Source organism: Catellatospora aurea, assembly GCF_042663325.1.
Lineage (GTDB): Bacteria > Actinomycetota > Actinomycetes > Mycobacteriales > Micromonosporaceae > Catellatospora > Catellatospora aurea.
Genome location: NZ_JBHTAC010000008.1, coordinates 129,612 through 146,762 on the forward strand (window position 1 = coordinate 129,612; position 17,151 = coordinate 146,762).

At 71.0% G+C, this 17,151-nt stretch carries 19 protein-coding genes, 1 tRNA gene and 1 riboswitch; of the genes, 12 read left to right on the forward strand and 8 right to left on the reverse strand.

The window, feature by feature from the left end; all coding sequences use genetic code 11:
* Nucleotides 1–79: 79 nt before the first annotated feature.
* Nucleotides 80–970, reverse strand: coding sequence for an MHYT domain-containing protein (locus tag ACFQO7_RS10630; protein ID WP_360522833.1), 891 nt, complete (start codon nt 968–970; stop codon nt 80–82).
* A 123-nt stretch (nt 971–1,093) separates the two neighbouring features.
* On the opposite strand from ACFQO7_RS10630, the gene ACFQO7_RS10635 reads away from it, so the two are divergent.
* The 4 genes from ACFQO7_RS10635 to ACFQO7_RS10650 all read left to right on the forward strand — a co-directional run bounded on the left by ACFQO7_RS10635 (nt 1,094) and on the right by ACFQO7_RS10650 (nt 5,224).
* Nucleotides 1,094–1,729 carry a dTMP kinase gene (locus ACFQO7_RS10635; RefSeq protein WP_376806194.1) on the forward strand — a complete coding sequence of 212 codons (636 nt, stop codon included), beginning with the start codon at nt 1,094–1,096 and terminating at the stop codon, nt 1,727–1,729.
* Nucleotides 1,730–1,744: 15 nt separating this feature from the next.
* Nucleotides 1,745–2,692 (forward strand): MurR/RpiR family transcriptional regulator, encoded by a 948-nt coding sequence (locus ACFQO7_RS10640; protein WP_376806195.1) that lies wholly within the window; start codon nt 1,745–1,747, stop codon nt 2,690–2,692.
* On the forward strand, nt 2,685–3,611 hold the full coding sequence (locus ACFQO7_RS10645; RefSeq protein WP_376806196.1) for an N-acetylmuramic acid 6-phosphate etherase: 927 nt from the start codon (nt 2,685–2,687) through the stop codon (nt 3,609–3,611). The genes ACFQO7_RS10640 and ACFQO7_RS10645 overlap by 8 nt, the downstream gene beginning before the upstream one ends.
* Before the next feature lie 680 nt (nt 3,612–4,291).
* The gene (locus tag ACFQO7_RS10650; protein ID WP_203698535.1) at nt 4,292–5,224 is read left to right on the forward strand and encodes a sigma-70 family RNA polymerase sigma factor; all 933 of its coding nucleotides are present in this window, start codon (nt 4,292–4,294) and stop codon (nt 5,222–5,224) included.
* Between the two features lie 73 nt (nt 5,225–5,297).
* Here ACFQO7_RS10650 and ACFQO7_RS10655 read toward each other — a convergent pair whose 3' ends face one another.
* Nucleotides 5,298–6,278: a C40 family peptidase gene (locus ACFQO7_RS10655; protein ID WP_376806197.1), complete on the reverse strand. Its 981-nt coding sequence runs from the start codon at nt 6,276–6,278 to the stop codon at nt 5,298–5,300.
* A 9-nt stretch (nt 6,279–6,287) separates the two neighbouring features.
* Nucleotides 6,288–6,428, reverse strand: a riboswitch (cyclic di-AMP (ydaO/yuaA leader).
* 492 nt (nt 6,429–6,920) lie between these two features.
* Between ACFQO7_RS10655 and ACFQO7_RS10660 the strand changes: the two genes are divergently transcribed.
* Nucleotides 6,921–7,424 (forward strand): DUF6232 family protein, encoded by a 504-nt coding sequence (locus tag ACFQO7_RS10660; RefSeq protein ID WP_376806198.1) that lies wholly within the window; start codon nt 6,921–6,923, stop codon nt 7,422–7,424.
* Nucleotides 7,425–7,490: 66 nt separating this feature from the next.
* On the opposite strand, the gene ACFQO7_RS10665 is transcribed toward ACFQO7_RS10660, so the two are convergent.
* Nucleotides 7,491–8,225: a PIG-L deacetylase family protein gene (locus ACFQO7_RS10665; RefSeq protein ID WP_376806199.1), complete on the reverse strand. Its 735-nt coding sequence runs from the start codon at nt 8,223–8,225 to the stop codon at nt 7,491–7,493.
* Nucleotides 8,226–8,271: 46 nt separating this feature from the next.
* Nucleotides 8,272–9,150: a helix-turn-helix domain-containing protein gene (locus tag ACFQO7_RS10670; RefSeq protein WP_376806200.1), complete on the reverse strand. Its 879-nt coding sequence runs from the start codon at nt 9,148–9,150 to the stop codon at nt 8,272–8,274.
* Nucleotides 9,151–9,326: 176 nt separating this feature from the next.
* On the opposite strand from ACFQO7_RS10670, the gene ACFQO7_RS10675 reads away from it, so the two are divergent.
* Both ACFQO7_RS10675 and ACFQO7_RS10680 read left to right on the forward strand, forming a co-directional pair.
* Nucleotides 9,327–9,524 (forward strand): DUF397 domain-containing protein, encoded by a 198-nt coding sequence (locus ACFQO7_RS10675; protein WP_360522854.1) that lies wholly within the window; start codon nt 9,327–9,329, stop codon nt 9,522–9,524.
* Nucleotides 9,525–9,711: 187 nt separating this feature from the next.
* Nucleotides 9,712–9,909, forward strand: a complete 198-nt coding sequence (locus ACFQO7_RS10680) for a DUF397 domain-containing protein (RefSeq protein WP_376806201.1) — start codon at nt 9,712–9,714, stop codon at nt 9,907–9,909.
* Between the two features lie 6 nt (nt 9,910–9,915).
* Here the strand turns inward: ACFQO7_RS10680 and ACFQO7_RS10685 are convergent, their stop codons facing one another.
* Together ACFQO7_RS10685 and ACFQO7_RS10690 are read right to left on the reverse strand one after the other, a co-directional pair.
* Nucleotides 9,916–10,683, reverse strand: coding sequence for a serine/threonine-protein kinase (locus ACFQO7_RS10685; RefSeq protein ID WP_376806202.1), 768 nt, complete (start codon nt 10,681–10,683; stop codon nt 9,916–9,918).
* 66 nt (nt 10,684–10,749) lie between these two features.
* On the reverse strand, nt 10,750–11,370 hold the full coding sequence (locus ACFQO7_RS10690; protein WP_376806203.1) for a thermonuclease family protein: 621 nt from the start codon (nt 11,368–11,370) through the stop codon (nt 10,750–10,752).
* 120 nt (nt 11,371–11,490) lie between these two features.
* Between ACFQO7_RS10690 and ACFQO7_RS10695 the strand changes: the two genes are divergently transcribed.
* Genes ACFQO7_RS10695 through ACFQO7_RS10715 form a run of 5 tightly spaced genes read left to right on the forward strand, consistent with a single transcriptional unit; the run spans nt 11,491 to nt 16,067 of the window.
* Nucleotides 11,491–11,904 carry an organic hydroperoxide resistance protein gene (locus tag ACFQO7_RS10695; RefSeq protein WP_376806204.1) on the forward strand — a complete coding sequence of 138 codons (414 nt, stop codon included), beginning with the start codon at nt 11,491–11,493 and terminating at the stop codon, nt 11,902–11,904.
* A gap of 4 nt (nt 11,905–11,908) precedes the next feature.
* Nucleotides 11,909–12,379, forward strand: a complete 471-nt coding sequence (locus tag ACFQO7_RS10700) for a MarR family winged helix-turn-helix transcriptional regulator (RefSeq protein WP_360522869.1) — start codon at nt 11,909–11,911, stop codon at nt 12,377–12,379.
* Nucleotides 12,376–13,368 carry an NADP-dependent oxidoreductase gene (locus ACFQO7_RS10705; protein WP_376806205.1) on the forward strand — a complete coding sequence of 331 codons (993 nt, stop codon included), beginning with the start codon at nt 12,376–12,378 and terminating at the stop codon, nt 13,366–13,368. The genes ACFQO7_RS10700 and ACFQO7_RS10705 overlap by 4 nt, the downstream gene beginning before the upstream one ends.
* A 59-nt stretch (nt 13,369–13,427) precedes the next feature.
* Entirely contained in the window at nt 13,428–14,375 is a 948-nt protein-coding gene (locus ACFQO7_RS10710) for a hypothetical protein (RefSeq protein WP_376806206.1), read from the forward strand.
* A gap of 3 nt (nt 14,376–14,378) precedes the next feature.
* Nucleotides 14,379–16,067 (forward strand): M16 family metallopeptidase, encoded by a 1,689-nt coding sequence (locus ACFQO7_RS10715; RefSeq protein WP_376806207.1) that lies wholly within the window; start codon nt 14,379–14,381, stop codon nt 16,065–16,067.
* A 49-nt stretch (nt 16,068–16,116) separates the two neighbouring features.
* Here ACFQO7_RS10715 and ACFQO7_RS10720 read toward each other — a convergent pair whose 3' ends face one another.
* Nucleotides 16,117–16,917, reverse strand: coding sequence for a DUF4190 domain-containing protein (locus tag ACFQO7_RS10720; RefSeq protein ID WP_376806208.1), 801 nt, complete (start codon nt 16,915–16,917; stop codon nt 16,117–16,119).
* Between the two features lie 152 nt (nt 16,918–17,069).
* Nucleotides 17,070–17,146, reverse strand: a tRNA-Arg gene (locus tag ACFQO7_RS10725).
* Nucleotides 17,147–17,151: the final 5 nt, after the last annotated feature.

Below are 17,151 nucleotides of genomic sequence, written 5' to 3' on the forward strand. Positions count from 1 at the left end.
TATGGACATACGCGGATACCGTGTGCCCGGTGTCGGGGTGCCGACTCAGGCGCGCGGTATCCGCGTACGGGCGGTGCGGTCAGCGCGGGATCTTCGTACGGTTGCGGTCGGCCAGCGACCTGGCCAGGCTGAACGGCGGGTTGACCAGGGGCGGGGCATCGGCGCCGCGCGGCGCGGGGATGACGGTGGCGGGAACCTGCGCACGGTGCTTCACCCGGCTGGCGTCCGCGCCGTCGAACTCCTCCTGCGTCATCGCCTGCAGGGCGTTGAACGTCACACCGATCAGGCACAGCGCCGACAGCAGCACGATCGGCACGATGAGCACGAACGGGCTGAGGCCCTCGACCTGGCCGGTGCCGCCGACGTCCAGCGTGATGCGGATCGCGGCCATCGCGGTGTAGTGCATGCCGCACACCGCGACGCCCATCACCGCCGCGGCGGCCGTGATGGCGCGCATGCCGGAGACGGTCACGGTGAACCACAGCGCGACGGTCGCGGCCACGACGGCGATCAGCACGGACGCGGCCACCAGGCCGAAGTCGTAGCTGACCCGGCCGGCGACCCGCATCGCGGCCATGCCGCTGTAGTGCATCGCCACGACGCCGAGGCCGGTGAAGCCGCCGCCGGCCACGATGCGCAGCGCGGACCGGCGGCCCTGGCCCGCGATGAACAGGCCGATGCCCACGGTGAGCACGGCGAGCGCGAGGCTGATGAAGGTGACGACCGGGTCGTAGCGGACCGGGCTGTTCGGCACGTCGAAGCCGATCATCGCCATGAAGTGCATGAGCCAGATGCCGGTGCCGCCGATGGAGAGCGCGGCGATCACCAGCCAGCGGGCTCGCCGGCCGGCGGTGGGCGCGCGGCGGGCGCGGGCGGTGCAGACCAGGCCGAGCATCGAGCCGATGAAGGCCATCACGTACGCGGTCACCGGGTTGAACCAGCCGTACGCGAAATGGTGCACTTCTGCCATGGGAGTGCCTCCGGGAGGTTAGGAGGATGCCATTGGCCCATGAATGATGCTCACTCAATCGCACAGCGTGTCCGTGTCCGCACTGTCGATCACCGCTGGCGTGCGCCGGGTAGCGTCAGCGGCATGGCAGGCACGAGTGCGTCGGTGGTCGCCCTGGTCGGCATCGACGGCTCAGGCAAGACCACCCAGGCGGTACGGCTGGCCGCGGCGCTCTGCGCGGCCGGGGTCACGGCCCGGTACGGCCGCAACGCCGGCGGCCGGCGCTTCCTGGGGCGGGTCGCCCGCAAGCTGGGCCGCGACGACGCGGTCTCCCTGCTCGGTCGCCGGGGCCTGCTCACGATCGAGGCGGTGCTGCGCTGGCTGGCCATCGCCCGATCGCTGCTGACGGCGCGGCTGACGGGGGCGGTGGCGGTGATGGACCGCTACACCCCCTGCCAGCTGGTGAGCATTCGGGCACATGAGGGCGGCGAGTGGCTGGCCCGGACGGTACGCGCGGCTTATGCCCCGTTCCCCCGCCCGGCTGTCATCATCTTTCTCGACGTCCCGCCCGAGGTGGCCTATCACCGGGTGGAGCAGCGTGGCGACGACCACGAGGACATCGAATATCTGAACGCGAGCTACGCGGCCTACAAAGACGTACTGTCGGATGCGGTACACGTCGACGGCAGTGGCGATCCCGATGCGGTCGCCCAAGCCGTCTGGGCGGTCGTTTGGCCGGTCGTGAAACGTGGTTTGGCAGTTGACGTGGGGCGGTCCTGAAAGTAAGTTTCAATCGTGGCGAAGAAGTCGAAAGTTTCCGAGGAGAATGACAGCGTCTCGCGCGCGGGTCAGGAACCTGTCGGGCTGATCGTTCAGATCAATGGTCTGCTGCCCGCGCTCTCCCCGGCCGAACAGCGCGTGGCACGGCTCGTGCTCGCCGATCCGGCCGCCTCGGCCCGCCGCACCATCACCGACCTGTCCGCCGCTGCGGAGACCTCCGAGGCGACGGTCATCCGGTTCTGCCGGTCCATCGGCATGTCGGGCTACCCGCAGCTGCGCATCCGGCTCGCTGCCGAGGCCGCGCGCCGGGTCGAGCCGGCCGACTCGCGGGTGGTCGGCGGGGACATCCCGCCCGGCGCCGACATGGCGCAGATCATCGCCACCATCGCCTTCAACGACGCCCGCGCCGTCGAGGAGACCGCCGAGCAGCTCGATCCCGAGGTCTGCGACAAGATCGTGGATCTACTGGTGAAAGCGTCCCGGGTCGAGGTCTTCGGGGCGGGCGCGAGCGGCTTCGTCGCCGCCGACTTCCAGGCCAAGCTGCACCGCATAGGCCGCGTCGCGTACTACTGGCCCGACCTGCACACCTCGCTCACCTCGGCGGCCCTGCTCGGCCCCGGTGACGTGGCGCTGGGCATCTCGCACACCGGCACCACCGCCGACACCATCGACGTGCTGGAGCGGGCCAAGGCGGCGGGCGCGGTGACCGTCGCGCTGACCAACTTCCCCCGCTCGCCGATCTGCGACGTCGCCGACTTCGTGCTGACCACCGCGGCTCGCGAGACCACCTACCGGTCCGGCGCGATGGCCAGCCGGCTCGCCCAGCTCACCGTCGTGGACTGCCTATTCGTCGGGGTGGCCGCGCGCACCCGCAGCAAGGCCCGCAAGGCGCTGGAGGTCACCGCCGAGGCGGTGCGCGGACGTCGCATCGGAACTGCCCGCCGCCGGTCCGGCGATGCCTGAGTTGCCCACCGGCTCCCTCCCGGTCCGTGTCGACGCCCCCACCGAGCAGCGCTACGCCCCGAGTGCCGACCTCGACCTGCTGGGCGCTCGGCAGATCCTGCAAGTGATCAACGAGGCCGACCGCACGGTCGCCGAGGCGGTCGGTGCGGTGCTGGACCCGCTGGCCGTGGTGGTCGAGGACGCCGTCGCGGCGCTGCAGCGCGGCAACCGCGTGCACTACGTCGGCGCGGGCACCTCCGGCCGGCTCGGCGTGCTCGACGCCGCCGAGCTGCCGCCGACCTTCAACGCCCCGCGGACCTGGTTCTGCGCCCACATCGCGGGCGGCCCGGGCGCGCTGCTGGCCGCGGTCGAGGACGCGGAGGACGACACCGCGGGCGGGGCCCACGAGATCGCCCGGTGCGCCCGCACCGGCGACGTGGTCGTGGGCATCGCCGCCAGCGGCCGCACGCCGTACGTGCTCGGCGCGCTGCAGGCCGCGGCCGAGCTGGGCTGCCGGACCGCCCTGATCGCGGCCAACCCGCACGCCGCCGCCGCGGAGTGGGTGGACGTGTTCATCGGCGTCGACACCGGACCCGAAGTGATCACCGGATCTACCCGGATGAAGGCCGCCACCGCGCAGAAACTGCTGCTCAACGCGTTCTCCAGCGCGGTGATGGTGCGCCTGGGGCGGGTGTTCTCCAACTTCATGATCGACATGGTGCCGACCAACGCGAAGCTGCGCGGCCGCATGCTGAACATCCTCGTCGAGGCGACCGGCCACAGCGAGGACGAGTGCCACCGCACCCTGGACGCGGCCGGCGGAGACCTGCGGGCCGCCCTGGTCGCGCTCCTGGCCGACCGCGAGGTGGCCGCCGCCCGAGGCGCGCTGGCCGGCCACGGCAACCGGGTCCGCGACGCCGTCGCCGCCCTCACCGACTGACCGCATTTGCCCGTCGTCAGGGTCGGACCGACCCGACCGGCCCGTCCTGACCGCATTCACCCGTCATCGGGGTCCGGGCAGGCCCGACGGCCCGTTCCGGCACGGTCCGCCGCCCATGATCGTCCGCCGGGCCGGATGGACCCGCCGGGGCCGTGCCCGGTGCGGCCGGTCGCCCATGATCGTCGGACTTGCCAGGCGCCTGTGCGTATCTTGAGCCCGCTTTCGTCCATGTGCCCGGCAAGTCGAATGACCTTGGTGTGCGCTGCGCCCGGCTTGCGCGACTAACCCGAAAGCCGGACCCCATTCGTGGGGAGTTCATGGCCGAATGGGTGTGCTTTCCCCTCGGTGGGGTATACGTGTCCTGCGTTCGGGTGGGACAGGTGTGGAACCGTGCAATAGCGCGCGGGCTCGGACGTCACAAGAAATGGCGACGCAGGTCACAGCGTTGTAGTGAGGTGGATCGCTGTATCCTGGGCGGCTCCGTGGTGTCATAAATGGGGCATTGCGGACCGGTCGGCTCGCTTCCAGCGAGTCGCCAAGTCGGTATCAGCGAGTTCACAGCTTTTCGTGACAGTTTCGATGAGCAACGCGGAATCATCTCCGGGCGTCATCTGTTGTGAAGGTGTCAGTACCGCAAGGCCCTGCGGCGATTACGTGGGAGGGACCCGAACGTGGAGAACATGACCATGCTGCGCACCGACCAGGTGGCTGAGGAGCGAGACCTCGTCGGTGTATATCTGCACGAGATCTCGCGTACTCCGCTGCTGGACGCGGCGCAGGAGGTCGACCTCTCTAAGGCGATCGAGGCAGGACTATATGCTGAGCATCTGCTGGAGGCCGACAAGCTCAAGCGCGGCCTGAAGCGCGACGAGCTGGAGAAGCTGGTCGCCGAGGGCGAGCACGCCAAGGACCTGTTCATCCGCGCGAACCTGCGCCTGGTGGTCTCGATCGCCCGGCGTTACGTGCGCTCGGGCATGCCGATGCTGGACCTGATCCAGGAGGGCAACACGGGCCTGGTCCGGGCCGTCGAGAAGTTCGACTACGTGAAGGGCTACAAGTTCTCCACGTACGCGACCTGGTGGATCCGGCAGGCGATCAGCCGGGCCATCGCCCAGCAGGAGCGCACCGTGCGGCTGCCCGTCCACCTGGTGGAGGACGTCAACCGGATGCGCAACGTGACCCGACAGCTCACCCGTGAGCTGGGCAGCGACCCCGAGCCGGACCAGATCGCGGCCGCGCTGGGCGTCACCGTCGAGCGGGTGACCGAGCTGATCCGCTGGTCGCAGGACACCGTCTCGCTGGACACGCCCGTGGGCGACGACGGCGACACCAACCTGGGTGACCTGGTCGCCGACCGCGACACGCCCAGCCCGGAGGAGATCGTCCTCTCGGCGCTGGAGCGCCAGCGGATCGAGGGCCTGCTCAACCACCTCGACGACCGTTCCGCCGGCATCATGCGCGCGCGGTACGGCCTGGAGGACGGTCGCGAGCACTCGCTGACCGAGGTGGCGTCGCGCTTCTCGCTGTCCCGTGAGCGCATCCGCCAGCTGGAGATCCAGGCGCTGGGCCGGCTGCGCGAGCTGGCCCGCGCGGAGGGCCTGCAGTCCGTCTGACCCGACCCGCTCCCTGCTGACGCAGAAGCCCTCTCCCGAGTCCGGGAGAGGGCTTCTTGCCGTGCTGACCGGGTTACACACGCACCCGGCCGTAGCCGTAGGGACTCATCATGTCGACGCTGGCGACCTTGACCACCTCGCCGGTGGTCGGCGCGTGGATCACCTTGCCGCTGCCGACGTAGATGGCCACGTGCCCCAGGCCCGAGTAGAAGACCAGGTCTCCGGGCAGCAGCTGGGATCGGCTGATGTGCGCGACCTCACGCCACTGCGTGGCTGCCTGGTGGTACAGGCTGATGCCCGCGGCTTTCCAGGCGGCCATCGTGAGGCCGGAGCAGTCGTACCCGCCCGGCCCGTCGGCACCCCACACGTACGGCTTGCCCAGCTGCTTGTACGCGAACGACACGGCGACGCCGGCCTTGCCCTTGTACTTGGGGATGGAGCCGGTGTAGGTGGACGACTTCTCGTCGACCAGGCCCGCCTGGCGGCGCAGTTCCTTGAGCTTGGCCAGGTCGCGTTCGATGCCCTTGCGCTGGGTCTCGACCGCGGTGAACCGGGTGGTCTGCTCCTGCAGCCGCGCGTCCAGCGCCGCCTTGACCTCGAACCGGTCGCCGGCCGCCCGGTGCGCCTCGTCGATCTGCGCCCGCTGGCTCGTCGCGAGCTGGTCCAGGGCGCTCAGCCGGGCCAGCAGCTTGCCGTCGCCGGACGAGTCCAGCAGGGCGTTCAGGCCGCTGAACGACCCGGTGCGGTATGCGGTTGCCGCGATCCGGGCCACGTTGCCCTTCGCCTGGTCGGCCTTGACCTCCAGCGGGCCGAGTTCGCGCTCCAGCGCGGCGGCCTCGGCGCGGGTCTCCTTCAGCTGGGTGTTGAGCTTGTTGTACTGCTCGACGACCTTCTCCAGCTGGTCGGACTTCTCCGTGATCTGCTTGCGCAGCTCGGCGGCGCTGGGCGCGGCGTGCGCGGGTGCGCCGAATCCGAGCAGTGCGATGGTCAGTGCTCCGGCGGGGGCGAGCAGGCGCGCGGCAGCGCGCCAGCCCCTGCCATGGGGTGATGACAAGGTATGGGTGGCCCTTCTCCGCAGCCGCCTACCGAGTTAGCTGACGGGTTCGGGCGAAGGGCGCCCTACCGCGGTCACTGTCGGTGACCACTGATTCACCCCGATAACCTGGGTCCCCGGTTCGCGCGCACCCGCAGGGGATTGATCTTCGCGAGCGTGCGGCGATTCGGCGGCGCTGGTCCGGTGCCGCCCGGGGGTGGGCGGCGGACAACCGGCCAGTGTCAGTCACGGTAGTCCCGGAATCGGCCAGGCCCAAGGGCGAGATAGGCGATGTGCCCGACCTGATCCAGGTATGTGGAAAAAGTTCCGTCACATTAGGTGATGCCTGAACGCACATTAGGTTCAGGGAACGTGCCAACTTGCCACCTGGCTGATTGAGAGGCTTCACAACGACGGCTGTCTCGGTCACACTGAGGTCACGAGGCAGCCGGGAAGTCCACCGACGGACGGCTCGCGCGGCGGCTCGAAGAAACGAAAAGACCGACACCCGGCGGCCACCGGATGTCGGTCCACAAGCTCCACCACATGCCAGGCGTCGCCACCTCTGCGGGCACCACCACCAGCCGGGCCCGCGTGTCGAGCAGTTGGGAGACTTCCATGGAGCCTACACGGGCACTGGAACGGCCACCAGAACAAGCCATCGTGACCATCCGCCCGGGGCTGCACATCTCGGCGACATGTTTCCAGGTGGGAGCACGTCACTTCACCCTCGGCGCCATCGAGAACGTCCACACCCGACAGGCCGGACACGACCCGCTGACGCGTCGCGTCGGCGCGATGACCGTGGGCGGCATGGTCCTGCTCGGGGCGTTCGCACCGCTGCTGCAGCCGACCGGCATCGTCGCCGCCGTCGCCGTGCTCAGCGGACTGGCCGTGGCCACGCTGATCAGCGCGCGGCGGCGGCCGCGGCGGCTGGAGCTGTGGGCCGACTACCACGGTCACCCCACCCAGCTGTTCGTCAGCGACGACTGGTGGCTGTTCCACGCCGTGGAGCGCTACCTGCGGCGCAGCCTCGTCGAGAAGCGGCTGGGCCACCTGAACCTCCCGCGGCCCCGGCAGCCCCGGGGGGTGCCGCACCCCTCGAACATGCACCCCTCGCGGCTGGTTCCCGGTGGGAGCCGGTCCGGCTGGGAGCGCGCGGCCTGACCACCCGCTTCAGAAAACAGGGCGTTGCCGCAGCTCGCGGCAACGCCCTCACTGTGCGGCGGGCCCTCACTCGGTCCTGATGATCGTGAACGCCTCGGCCAGCCGGCCGGGCAGGCCGAGCGACTCCGCCAGGCCGCCCAGCCGCTCGCGCAGCATCACGTCGAGTTCGTGCAGGTGGGTCGTCTGTGAGACGTGCGCCCGCAGCGCGGCGAGCTTGCGGTCGAAGGTGTCGGTGACGTCGACCGCGTGGTCGGGCTCGGGCCCGCCCGAGTACCAGATCTCGCGGACCGTCCAGGCGGCCAGACCCGCCGCGCCCAGGTCGGGGTGCGCGAACGGGTTGCGGGCGTCCGGGTAGACCGCGCAGGTCAACGCCTCGCCCACGGCCAGGTGGTCGGGGTGGCTCGGCCCGGCGATGCGGTCCCAGCGGCGCAGCGGGGAGCTGGTCAGGATGCGGTCGGGCCGGGCCCGCCGGATCGCGGCCACGAGGTCCTTGCGCAGGGCCAGGCTCGGCGTGACCGAGCCGTCGGCGTACCCCTCCAGGAAGTCCACCTGCTTGACCCCGACGGCGGCCGCGGCGGCCCGCTGCTCGGCCTCCCGCAGGCCCGGCATCTCGTCGCGCGGAGTCTCGTCGAAGCCGCCCGCGTCACCCCTGGTGACCAGCAGGTACGACACCTCAAGGCCCTCGTCCACCCAGCGGGCCACCGTGCCGGCCGAGCCGAAGTCGACGTCGTCGGGATGCGCGAACACGCACAGCACCCGCTGCACGTCGGCGCAGGGCGCTGCGGAGGGAGGAAAGCTCATGCCGCCGAGCATATGCCGCACGCTGCGACAAGCCGCTACGTGGTGATCAACGAAGCTCGCCGGCGACCTTGGCGATGAAGGCCAGCGAGTCGGCCTCGCTCAGCGCCGTGCCGGTGAGCATCGTGAAGGTGTCCCGGTACGGCGCGGCGACCTCGCCGCGGTCGAGGAACTGGCCCCGGTCGGGGTCGCCCGCGAGGGCGCTGTTGAGCTCCAGGTAGACGACGTCCTCGCCGAACGGGAAGGAGAGCAGCACGAACGTCGACTCCATGGTGTGGATGCCGCTGGACAGCGGCAGCACCCGCAGGTGGATGTGCGGCGCCGCGCCCAGGGCGACCAGGTGCAGCAGCTGGTCGCGCTGCACGCCGACGCCGCCGTTGATGCGGCGCAGCACGGCCTCGTCGAGCACCGCGTGGATCTGCGGCGGGTCCTTGCGCTGGAGCACGTTCTCCTGCCGGCGCAGCCGGATGTCGAGGTAGGTCTCGTGGTTGCGGCTGTCCTGCTCGGGCATGCGCAGCCCGGCGATGACGGCGCGGGCGTACGCCTCGGTCTGCAGCAGCCCGGGCACCACCAGCGCCTGGTACATCGACAGCGCCGACGCGCCGTCCTCCAGCCCGATGTAGGTGGCGAAGCGGCCGGACATGACCTCGCTGCCGTACTGCGTCCACCAGGAGCGCTGGCGCGAGGCGCGGACCAGGCTCTCCATCTCGGACATCTCCGAGGCGTCGTCGATGCCGTAGAGCTGCATCAGCGCCCGCACGTCGGTGACGGTCATCCGGACGGTGCCGTTCTCGATCCTGATCACCTTGGAGAGTGACCAATCGAGTTCGGAGGCGACCTGTTCCTGGGTGTAGTCGGAACTCTCCCGGGCGGAGCGGAGCGCGTGCCGCAGCCTGAGACGGGCGACCGCCGGGCTCTGCGCGCTCACGTGGATCTCCGCCTTCCGTTCCCGCCACGGACTGAGCCGCTGGCGAAACGCCGTATGGCTACTTGCGACCAATCTTTCGGACGAGTTTACTGGGGGCGCAGCCCTGCGCGCCAACGACCGGCATGCCAGTAACCGCGCGGGCGTATCTCTTACCCATCGTGACCTGGAGTGAACCTATGACGTCTGTGCTGGGCGCAGCATGGCGCAAGAGCGGCCGCTGCGAATCGGCCCACTGCGTGGAGGTCGCCGACCTCGGCACCACCGGAGTGGGTCTTCGAGACTCGGTGAGCCCGGCGCAGCATCTGGTCGTGTCGACGGAGGCGTTCCGAGCTTTCGTGGCCGGCGTGAAAACCGGAGAGTTCGACCTGCGCTGACCCCGTAGGGATGAACGGGCTCCGGCCGGCACGCGACGACGACGTGCCGGCCTTTTGTCTGCCCGGGCCGCGGACGTGAATGTGCGTGCGGGAGTGCCGGTCGTTCACGACTCATGGCATGTTCGTGAATTCGCGGATATGCCACAGTGATGAACGGGAACCGGAACTAGGCGTAAGGCGGTAGGCCATGTCCGAGAACCAACAGGACCGTCACTGGCGGCGGTCCTCCCGGTGCGAGTCCGGGCACTGTGTGGAAGTGTCCTTCGACGGTGAACTGGTCCTCGTGCGCAACTCGCGCGAGCCGAACGGGCCGTGGCTGATCTTCGACGCCGACGAGTGGCGGGTCTTCACGGCCGGGCTCGTGGCTGGAGAGCTACGCGGCTGAGCAGCCTCAATGCATGGCGTTGCCGACGATGGTCCACAGTCGCAGCGACGCCTCCCGGGCGCTGGGCCGCGCCAGCGAGTTCTTGTCCATGCAGGCGCGGCACAGGTCCGACACGGCCTGCGGCAGGCCGGGCACGGCCAGCACCGGGGTCGGGGCCAGCCAGCGCAGCGCCGCCGGGCTCTGCGGGCTGCGGTTGCCGCCGGCGTACGGCGACTTGCCGGTGAGCGCCTGGTAGAGCAGCGCGCCCAGGGCGTACACGTCGTCGGAGGGGCTGGCGAACTCCGGGGTGGCTTTGCTGCCGATGAGCTCGGCCAGTCCGAAGTCGACCACCTTCGGCCCGGTGGTGGTGATCATGACGTTGCCGGGGGTCAGGTCACGGTGCACGACGCCGCGGCGGTGGGCCACCGCGAGCACGTCGGCGGCGGTGGCGGCGACCCGCACCGCGCCGGCCCAGGGCAGCGGCCCGTCCAGCAGCACGCTGGTCAGCGCCTCGCCCTTCAGCAGCTCCAGAGCCAGGTAGCCGATGTCGCGGCCGTCCGGCCCGGTCTCCACACCCACGTCGAGCACCTTGGGCACGTGGGGATGGCGCAGCCGGTCGGTCATCGCGGCCTCGTGCCGGATCAGGCCGGAGTAGCGGTCGTCGACCACCTTCACCGCGAGCCGGCGACCCGCCGTCGCGTCGACGGCCTGGTACACAGTGGATACTCCGCCGCGCGCCAGAGGCCTGGTCAGCACGTATCGCCCTGCCAGCGCCGTACCGATCGGGACCTCCACGGGCGGGATTCTTCCGCAATCAACGACACAAAGCCATTGGACGTACTTGAAATCTTCGCTAAATGATTATCGGCCGACGCAACTTCCCCACAGGCCGCGCCGCTCGGTCCGCGCCTGCTCGACGGCGTCGTGCAGCTCCTGCTGAAACGCCAGGTTGGGGCGGATCGCGAGCTCGCGTACGGCCCCGCGGGCGGCCAGCTCCCCGTTGACGAAACGGCCGTCGGCGGTCCACGCGTAGACCAGGCGGCGGCCGTACGGGTCGAGGCGCTGCGTGTCGGGCAGCAGCCAGAGCCGGGCTCCGTTCGGGGCGAACCGCTGCAGCTCGGCGCGGGCGGTGTCGGCCCAGCACTGGGGGCTGCCGTCGGCGCCGTGCAGTTCGGGGGCGTCGATGCCGAGCAGCCGCACCTGGACCGGTTCGGTGACGTCGATCACCGTACCCGGCTGATCGGCCGTGACCTGCAGCGAGTCGCCGTCGAGCGGGAAGTCCACGCGCACCGGCTGTGCCCCGGCGGGCGGGCCGGTGGGGCGGGCCGACGGGCTGGGCGAGGCCGTCGTGGCAGGGGGTGGGGTGCCGGGGCGGCCGTAGGCGTACCAGAGCCAGCCGCCAGCGGCGAGCACGAGCACGACCAGCCAGAACAGCGTCGCGCGCTGCTCCCGCCGACGCCCGCTCTGTCGCGTCCGCGCCACTGGGCCATCGTCGCACCCCTGACCCGGCCACGGCGGCCGCACCGCGTGCGTCGACCGGTGGTGACTTAGGTCGCGCACTGTTTAGTTGTGCACAACCTAAGTTGCCGTTAAGTTCGGGGCATGACTCCTCTTTACACGGCCGTCGCGACGGCTACCGGTGACGGACGTGACGGCAAGGTGCGCAGCTCCGACGGGCTGCTGGAGACGGCCGTGGCGACGCCCACCGAGCTCGGCGGGGCCGGTGGGGCCACCAACCCGGAGCAGCTGTTCGCGGCCGGGTACGCGGCCTGCTTCCACTCCGCGCTGCGGCTGGTCGCCCGGCGGGCCAAGGCCGACGTCGACGGCTCCGAGGTGACCGCGCACGTCGGGCTGGGCCGGGACGGCGCCGGCTTCGGCCTGTCCGTGACCCTGGAGATCGCGCTGCCGGGCGTGCCCGCCGACGCGGCGCGGCAGCTCGTCGACACCGCGCACCAGGTCTGCCCGTACTCGAACGCCACCCGTGGCAACATCGACGTCCAGCTCGTGCTTCGCTGAGACCATGACCCGCGCCGACCGCCCCGACCCCGGTGACCTGGACCTGCAGAAACAGGTCTGCTTCGCGCTGTACGCCGCCAGCCGTGCGCTGACCGCGGTCTACCGTCCGGTGCTGGAACGGCTCGGCCTGACCTATCCGCAGTACCTGGTGATGCTGGTGCTCTGGGAGCGGGGGCAGACGTCGGTCAAGGCGCTGGGGGAGTCCCTCCAGCTCGACTCGGGCACGCTGTCCCCGTTGCTCAAACGCCTGGAGGCGGCCGGTCTGGTGGACCGTGCCCGGGACCCGCGCGACGAGCGCTCCGTCGTGGTCAGCCTCACGGCCTCCGGCGACCGCCTGCGCGAGCAGGCCACCGGCATCCCGCGGGCCATCGCCGAGGCGACCGGCGTGCCCGCTTCCGAACTCGCCTACCTGCGTGACACGCTGCGCAAGATCACTGAGGCGGCCACGGCCGCCCCGGACAAGGAGACGACGTGACCGTCGGACGTGAGATCCACCTGGCTTCGCGCCCCGTGGCGATGCCCACCCCGGACAACTTCCGCCTGGTGGAGGTGGCGGTGCCGGAACCCGCCGAGGGCCAGGTCAAGGTACGCAACCTGGTGATGTCGGTGGACCCGTACATGCGCGGGCGGATGAACGACGTGAAGTCGTACGTGCCGCCGTTCGCGCTGGACGCGGTGCTCGACGGCGGGGCCGTCGGCGAGGTCGTCGAGTCGCGCTCACCCGACCTGAAGCCCGGTGACCTGGTGCTGCACGGCTACGGCTGGCGGGAGTGGGCGGTCGACGACGCGCGCCGCTTCCGCAAACTCGACCCCGTCGCCCCGCCCAGCGCTTTCCTCGGCGTGCTCGGCATGCCGGGCCTGACCGCGTACGTGGGACTGCTCGACATCGCCGCGATGAAGCCCGGCGACACCGTGTTCGTGTCCGGCGCGGCCGGGGCGGTCGGCAGCCTGGTCGGCCAGCTCGCCCGGCTCAAGGGCGCCGCGCGCGTGGTCGGCAGCGCGGGCAGCGCGGCGAAGGTCGCCCACCTCACCGATGACCTCGGCTTCGACGCCGCGTTCAACTACCGTGACGGCGACGTGTCCCAGCTGCTCAAGCAGGCCGCGCCGGACGGGATCGACGTCTACTTCGACAACGTCGGCGGCGACCACCTCACCGCCGCGATCGCGCGGGCCAAGGTGTTCGCGCGGTTCGCGCTGTGCGGCGCGATCTCGGCGTACAACGAGCCGGTGCCGGGGCCGGACAACATGACCCTGATGATCGGCAAGCGGCTCACCATGCGCGGCTTCATCGTCAGCGACCACAACGACCGCATGCCGGACCTGATCCGCGAGGTCGGCGCCTGGTACGCGGCCGGCGAGATCAAGGCCGAGGAGACCGTGGTCGACGGGCTGGAGAACGCGCCGGAGGCGCTCACGGGCCTGCTGCGCGGGGCGAACACCGGCAAGATGGTGGTGAAACTCTAGCTGTACGGCGGGTCGTCACGGGGCATCGCACAGCGTGACAGGTCACCTAGGATGCCCCGGTGACGATCATCCCGGCCGCCGCGGTCCCCTCGTTCGACCGCGCCGCGCCCTTTCCTGAGGTGCGGGCCGTTCAGGCCTGGTGCCGCCAGGGCGACTGGGACTCGGTGGCCCGCCACTTCGCGCAGCTGCCGACGGCCGATGCCGTCTACTTCAACGCGCGGGCCGTCGCCGAGGTGCCCGGCGTGACGACCTTCGTCGGTGGGGTGTCGCAGGCGCAGCCCAGCGCGATCCTGCCGAAGTTGCTGCTCGGGGCACGGGCCATCGAGCTGGCCTGGGAGGCGCGCACCGGGGCCCAGGCGCAGTACGTCAGCCAGGAGCAGTTCGCCGAGATGCACGAATTCCTGCGCTTCGGTGAGGAGAGGCTGCTGGAGGTCACCGCCCGGGAGCCCGGCAACGGTGCCGCGTGGGCCATGCGCATCGTCAACGCGCGCGGGCTGGAGCTGGGCCAGGCCGAGGCGCGCCGGCGGTACGACCGGCTGGCCATGCACCACCCCCACGTGTTCTTCGCGCAGACGCAGCTGCTGCAGCAGCTCTGCCCCAAGTGGGGCGGATCCTGGGAGGCGGCGTTCGGGTTCGCCCGGCAGTGCGCCGCCGCCGCTCCCGAGGGCAGTGTGAACGCGCTGCTCATCCCCGAGGTCCACATGGAGTACTGGGCCACGCTGCGCGGCGCCGACCGGGACGGCTACCTGCGCCGGCCCGAGGTGCTGCGGGAGGTCACCGAGGCCGCGCTGCGCTCGGTGCTGCACCCGTCGTTCCGGCCGGTGTACGGCTGGGTCAGCGCGCACAGCCACTTCGCCTGGGTGTTCAGCCTCGCCGGGGACCACCGGCGGGCCGCCGTGCACTTCCGTGCCCTGGGCGGGTTCGCGAGCGAGTTCCCCTGGACCTATCTCGGCGACGCCGGGCAGCAGTTCGCCAAGCACCGCGACCTCGCGTTGAAGGAGGGCTGACCGGTGGTCGAGGCGATCGAGGTCGACGGGGTCCCCACGCTGTTCGCGCCGTCCGCGGGGCGGACCGCGGCCGGGCTGATCTTCCGGGTGGGCCAGGCCGACGAGACGCTGCCGCTGCACGGCATCACGCACCTGGTCGAGCATCTGGCGCTGCACGACAGCGGGCTGTCCGACTACCACTACAACGGCGAGACGGCGTCGGTGTACACCCACTTCCACCTGCGCGGCAGCGAGTCCGATGTGGTGGGTTACCTGGGCAAGGTGTGCGACGGGCTCGCCGACCTGCCGATGCACCGGCTGGAGACCGAGAAGGAGATCCTGCGCACCGAGAGCCGCACCCGCGGCGGCACCTCGGCGCTGCCCCTGTGGCGGTACGGCGCGCAGGGCTACGGCCTGCCCAGCTACCCGGAGTGGGGACTGGCCCGGCTGCGCCCGGAGGACCTGCGCTGGTGGGTGGAGAACTACTTCACCCGGGAGAACGCCGTGCTGTGGATCGCGGGCGAGCGGGTCCCGGCCGGGCTGCGCCTGCGGCTGCGGCCGGGGGCGCGCCGCCCGGTGCCCGTGCCGACCTCGGCCCTGCCGCAGACCCCCGCCTGGTACACCGGTGACGACACCAGTGTGGTGTTCAGCGCGGTGGTCCGCCGCAGCACCGCGGCCAGCGTCTACTCCGGAGTGCTGGAACGGGAGCTGTTCCGCGACCTGCGCCAGGAGGGCGGCTACTCCTACACCGCGTCCACGTCGTACGACCCCCGCGGCGACGGCTACGCGACGATCACCGCGTACGCGGACGCGCTGCCCGAGAAGCAGGGCGCGGTGCTCGGCGGGTTCGTCGACGTGCTGGCCCGGTTGCGTCACGGGACCATCGACCCGGCGAGCGTCACCGCGGTACGCAACAAGTCCCTGGAGAACCTGAACCACCCGGAGATCGAGGCGGTCCGCCTGCCCGGACACGCGCTCAACCTGCTGACCGGCCAGCGCAACCTGACCGTGGACGAACTGCGCGCCGAGCTGTCGGCGGTCACCGTGGCGCAGGTGTACGCCGTCGCCGTCGAGGCCGCCGACACCGCGCTGCTGCAGACTCCGCACCGCACCACGGCCGACTGGGCCGGGTTCGCCGCCGCGCCGACCTCGTCGGAGTGCGAGGCCGACGGCCGCCGCTACGCCCACCGTGAGGACGGCGAGGTGGCGCTGGTGATCGGGCCGGAGGCGGTGAGCATCGTGCGCGAGCACTCCCGCTCCACGGTCCACTACGCCGACTGCGCGGCCATGATGAGCTGGCCGGACGGCGCGCGCCGGCTCATCGGCAACGACGGCATCGTGCTGCACCTGGAACCCGGCATGTGGGCCATGCCGTACCAGGAGATCGGCGCGCTCGACGCCGGCGTCGGCCCGGCCCGGCACCTCCCGCAACCCGCGCGCGACCTGGCCTCGATCCCGCGGCCCGCCGCCGCACCCGCTGCCGCCCCGCCGGCCGCCGACGGCGGGAACATCGGCGAGATCATCGCGATGGTGCTGCTCGGGCTCGTGGCCCTCGGTCTCGGCCTGCTCACCTTGCCGCTGACGATCGTCGCGATCGTCTCGGGCGGCGCCGATTCGATCGACTGGGCGTTCCTCGGCTGCCTGGCCGTCCTCACCGGCCTGTTCGCGACACCCGTCGTGATGCTGCTGCGGCGCAGGAGGCGGCGGCGATGACGAAGGGGCGCCGTCCGGGATCCCGGACAGCGCCCCTGGCACGGACCGGTCAGCCCTTGAGCTTGCCCGTGCGGGCCGGCTCGAAGCTGGCGATGCAGGTGATCGCGCGGTCACCGCGCGCCCAGCTCTCGGCAGTCGGGTAGAGGAAGTACGTGTCCACGTCCGGGTCGTCCACGGCGTCGGGGGCGTACGACTTGAGCAGGTCCGCGCAGCGCGGGTCGGCCTTCTTCTCGATCGCGTCGACACCAGGGAACGTGGCGTCGGTCAGCTTGAACTCGGCGTAGACCTCACCGTCGTGCGGCTGGCTGCACGGCACGACCGGCAGCTCCTCGATCTCCTCTTCGGTGCTCAGATCGTTGAGGCAGTCGCCGATGCGCAGCGAGTACACGGACGTGTCGTCGCCCGTGCCACTGGTGCCGGTCGTGCTGTCGTCGCTGTTGGCGGCGATGATCGCGACGCCGATCACACCGCAGATGACCAGCGACCAGAGCGTGCTCAGGACCAGGCCGGCCACGGCCATGCCCTTGCCGCCCTGGTTGCGCTTCTTGATCTGCGACAGCGCGACGAAGCCGAAGATGAAGCCGAGCAGGACGCCGCCCATCACGCCGAAGACCAGCGAGGCGATGGCGAAGCCGTTGGTGCCCGACTTCGGCGGCGGCAGCTGCTGGTAGGGCACGCCGTAGCCGCCGGGGGGCGTCTGCTGCGGGGGAGCGCTGTAGGGCTGGCTCGCGGCGTACTGCGGGCCGGTGCCGTACTGCTGTCCGGTGCCGTACTGGGGCGCGGCGCCGTAGGGCGCGTAGGGGTCTGCGGGCGGACCGGACTGCGGCGCGGCCGGCGGCGGTGCCGGCACCTGCGGGTATGGCGGCTGTCCGTATGGCGGCGGAGTCGGTTCAGGTGAGGGGTAGTTCACCGACGGAAGCTATCACTGACAGGCGACACCATGTGGACAGGTTTTCGCAGACCACAGGGCACCTGAGTGCCCGCCGCGGGGTGGAGCGGAGATGGTGCGCCCGGCAGGACTCGAACCTGCGACCTGAGGATTAGAAGGCCCCTGCTCTATCCAGCTGAGCTACGAGCGCGCGAT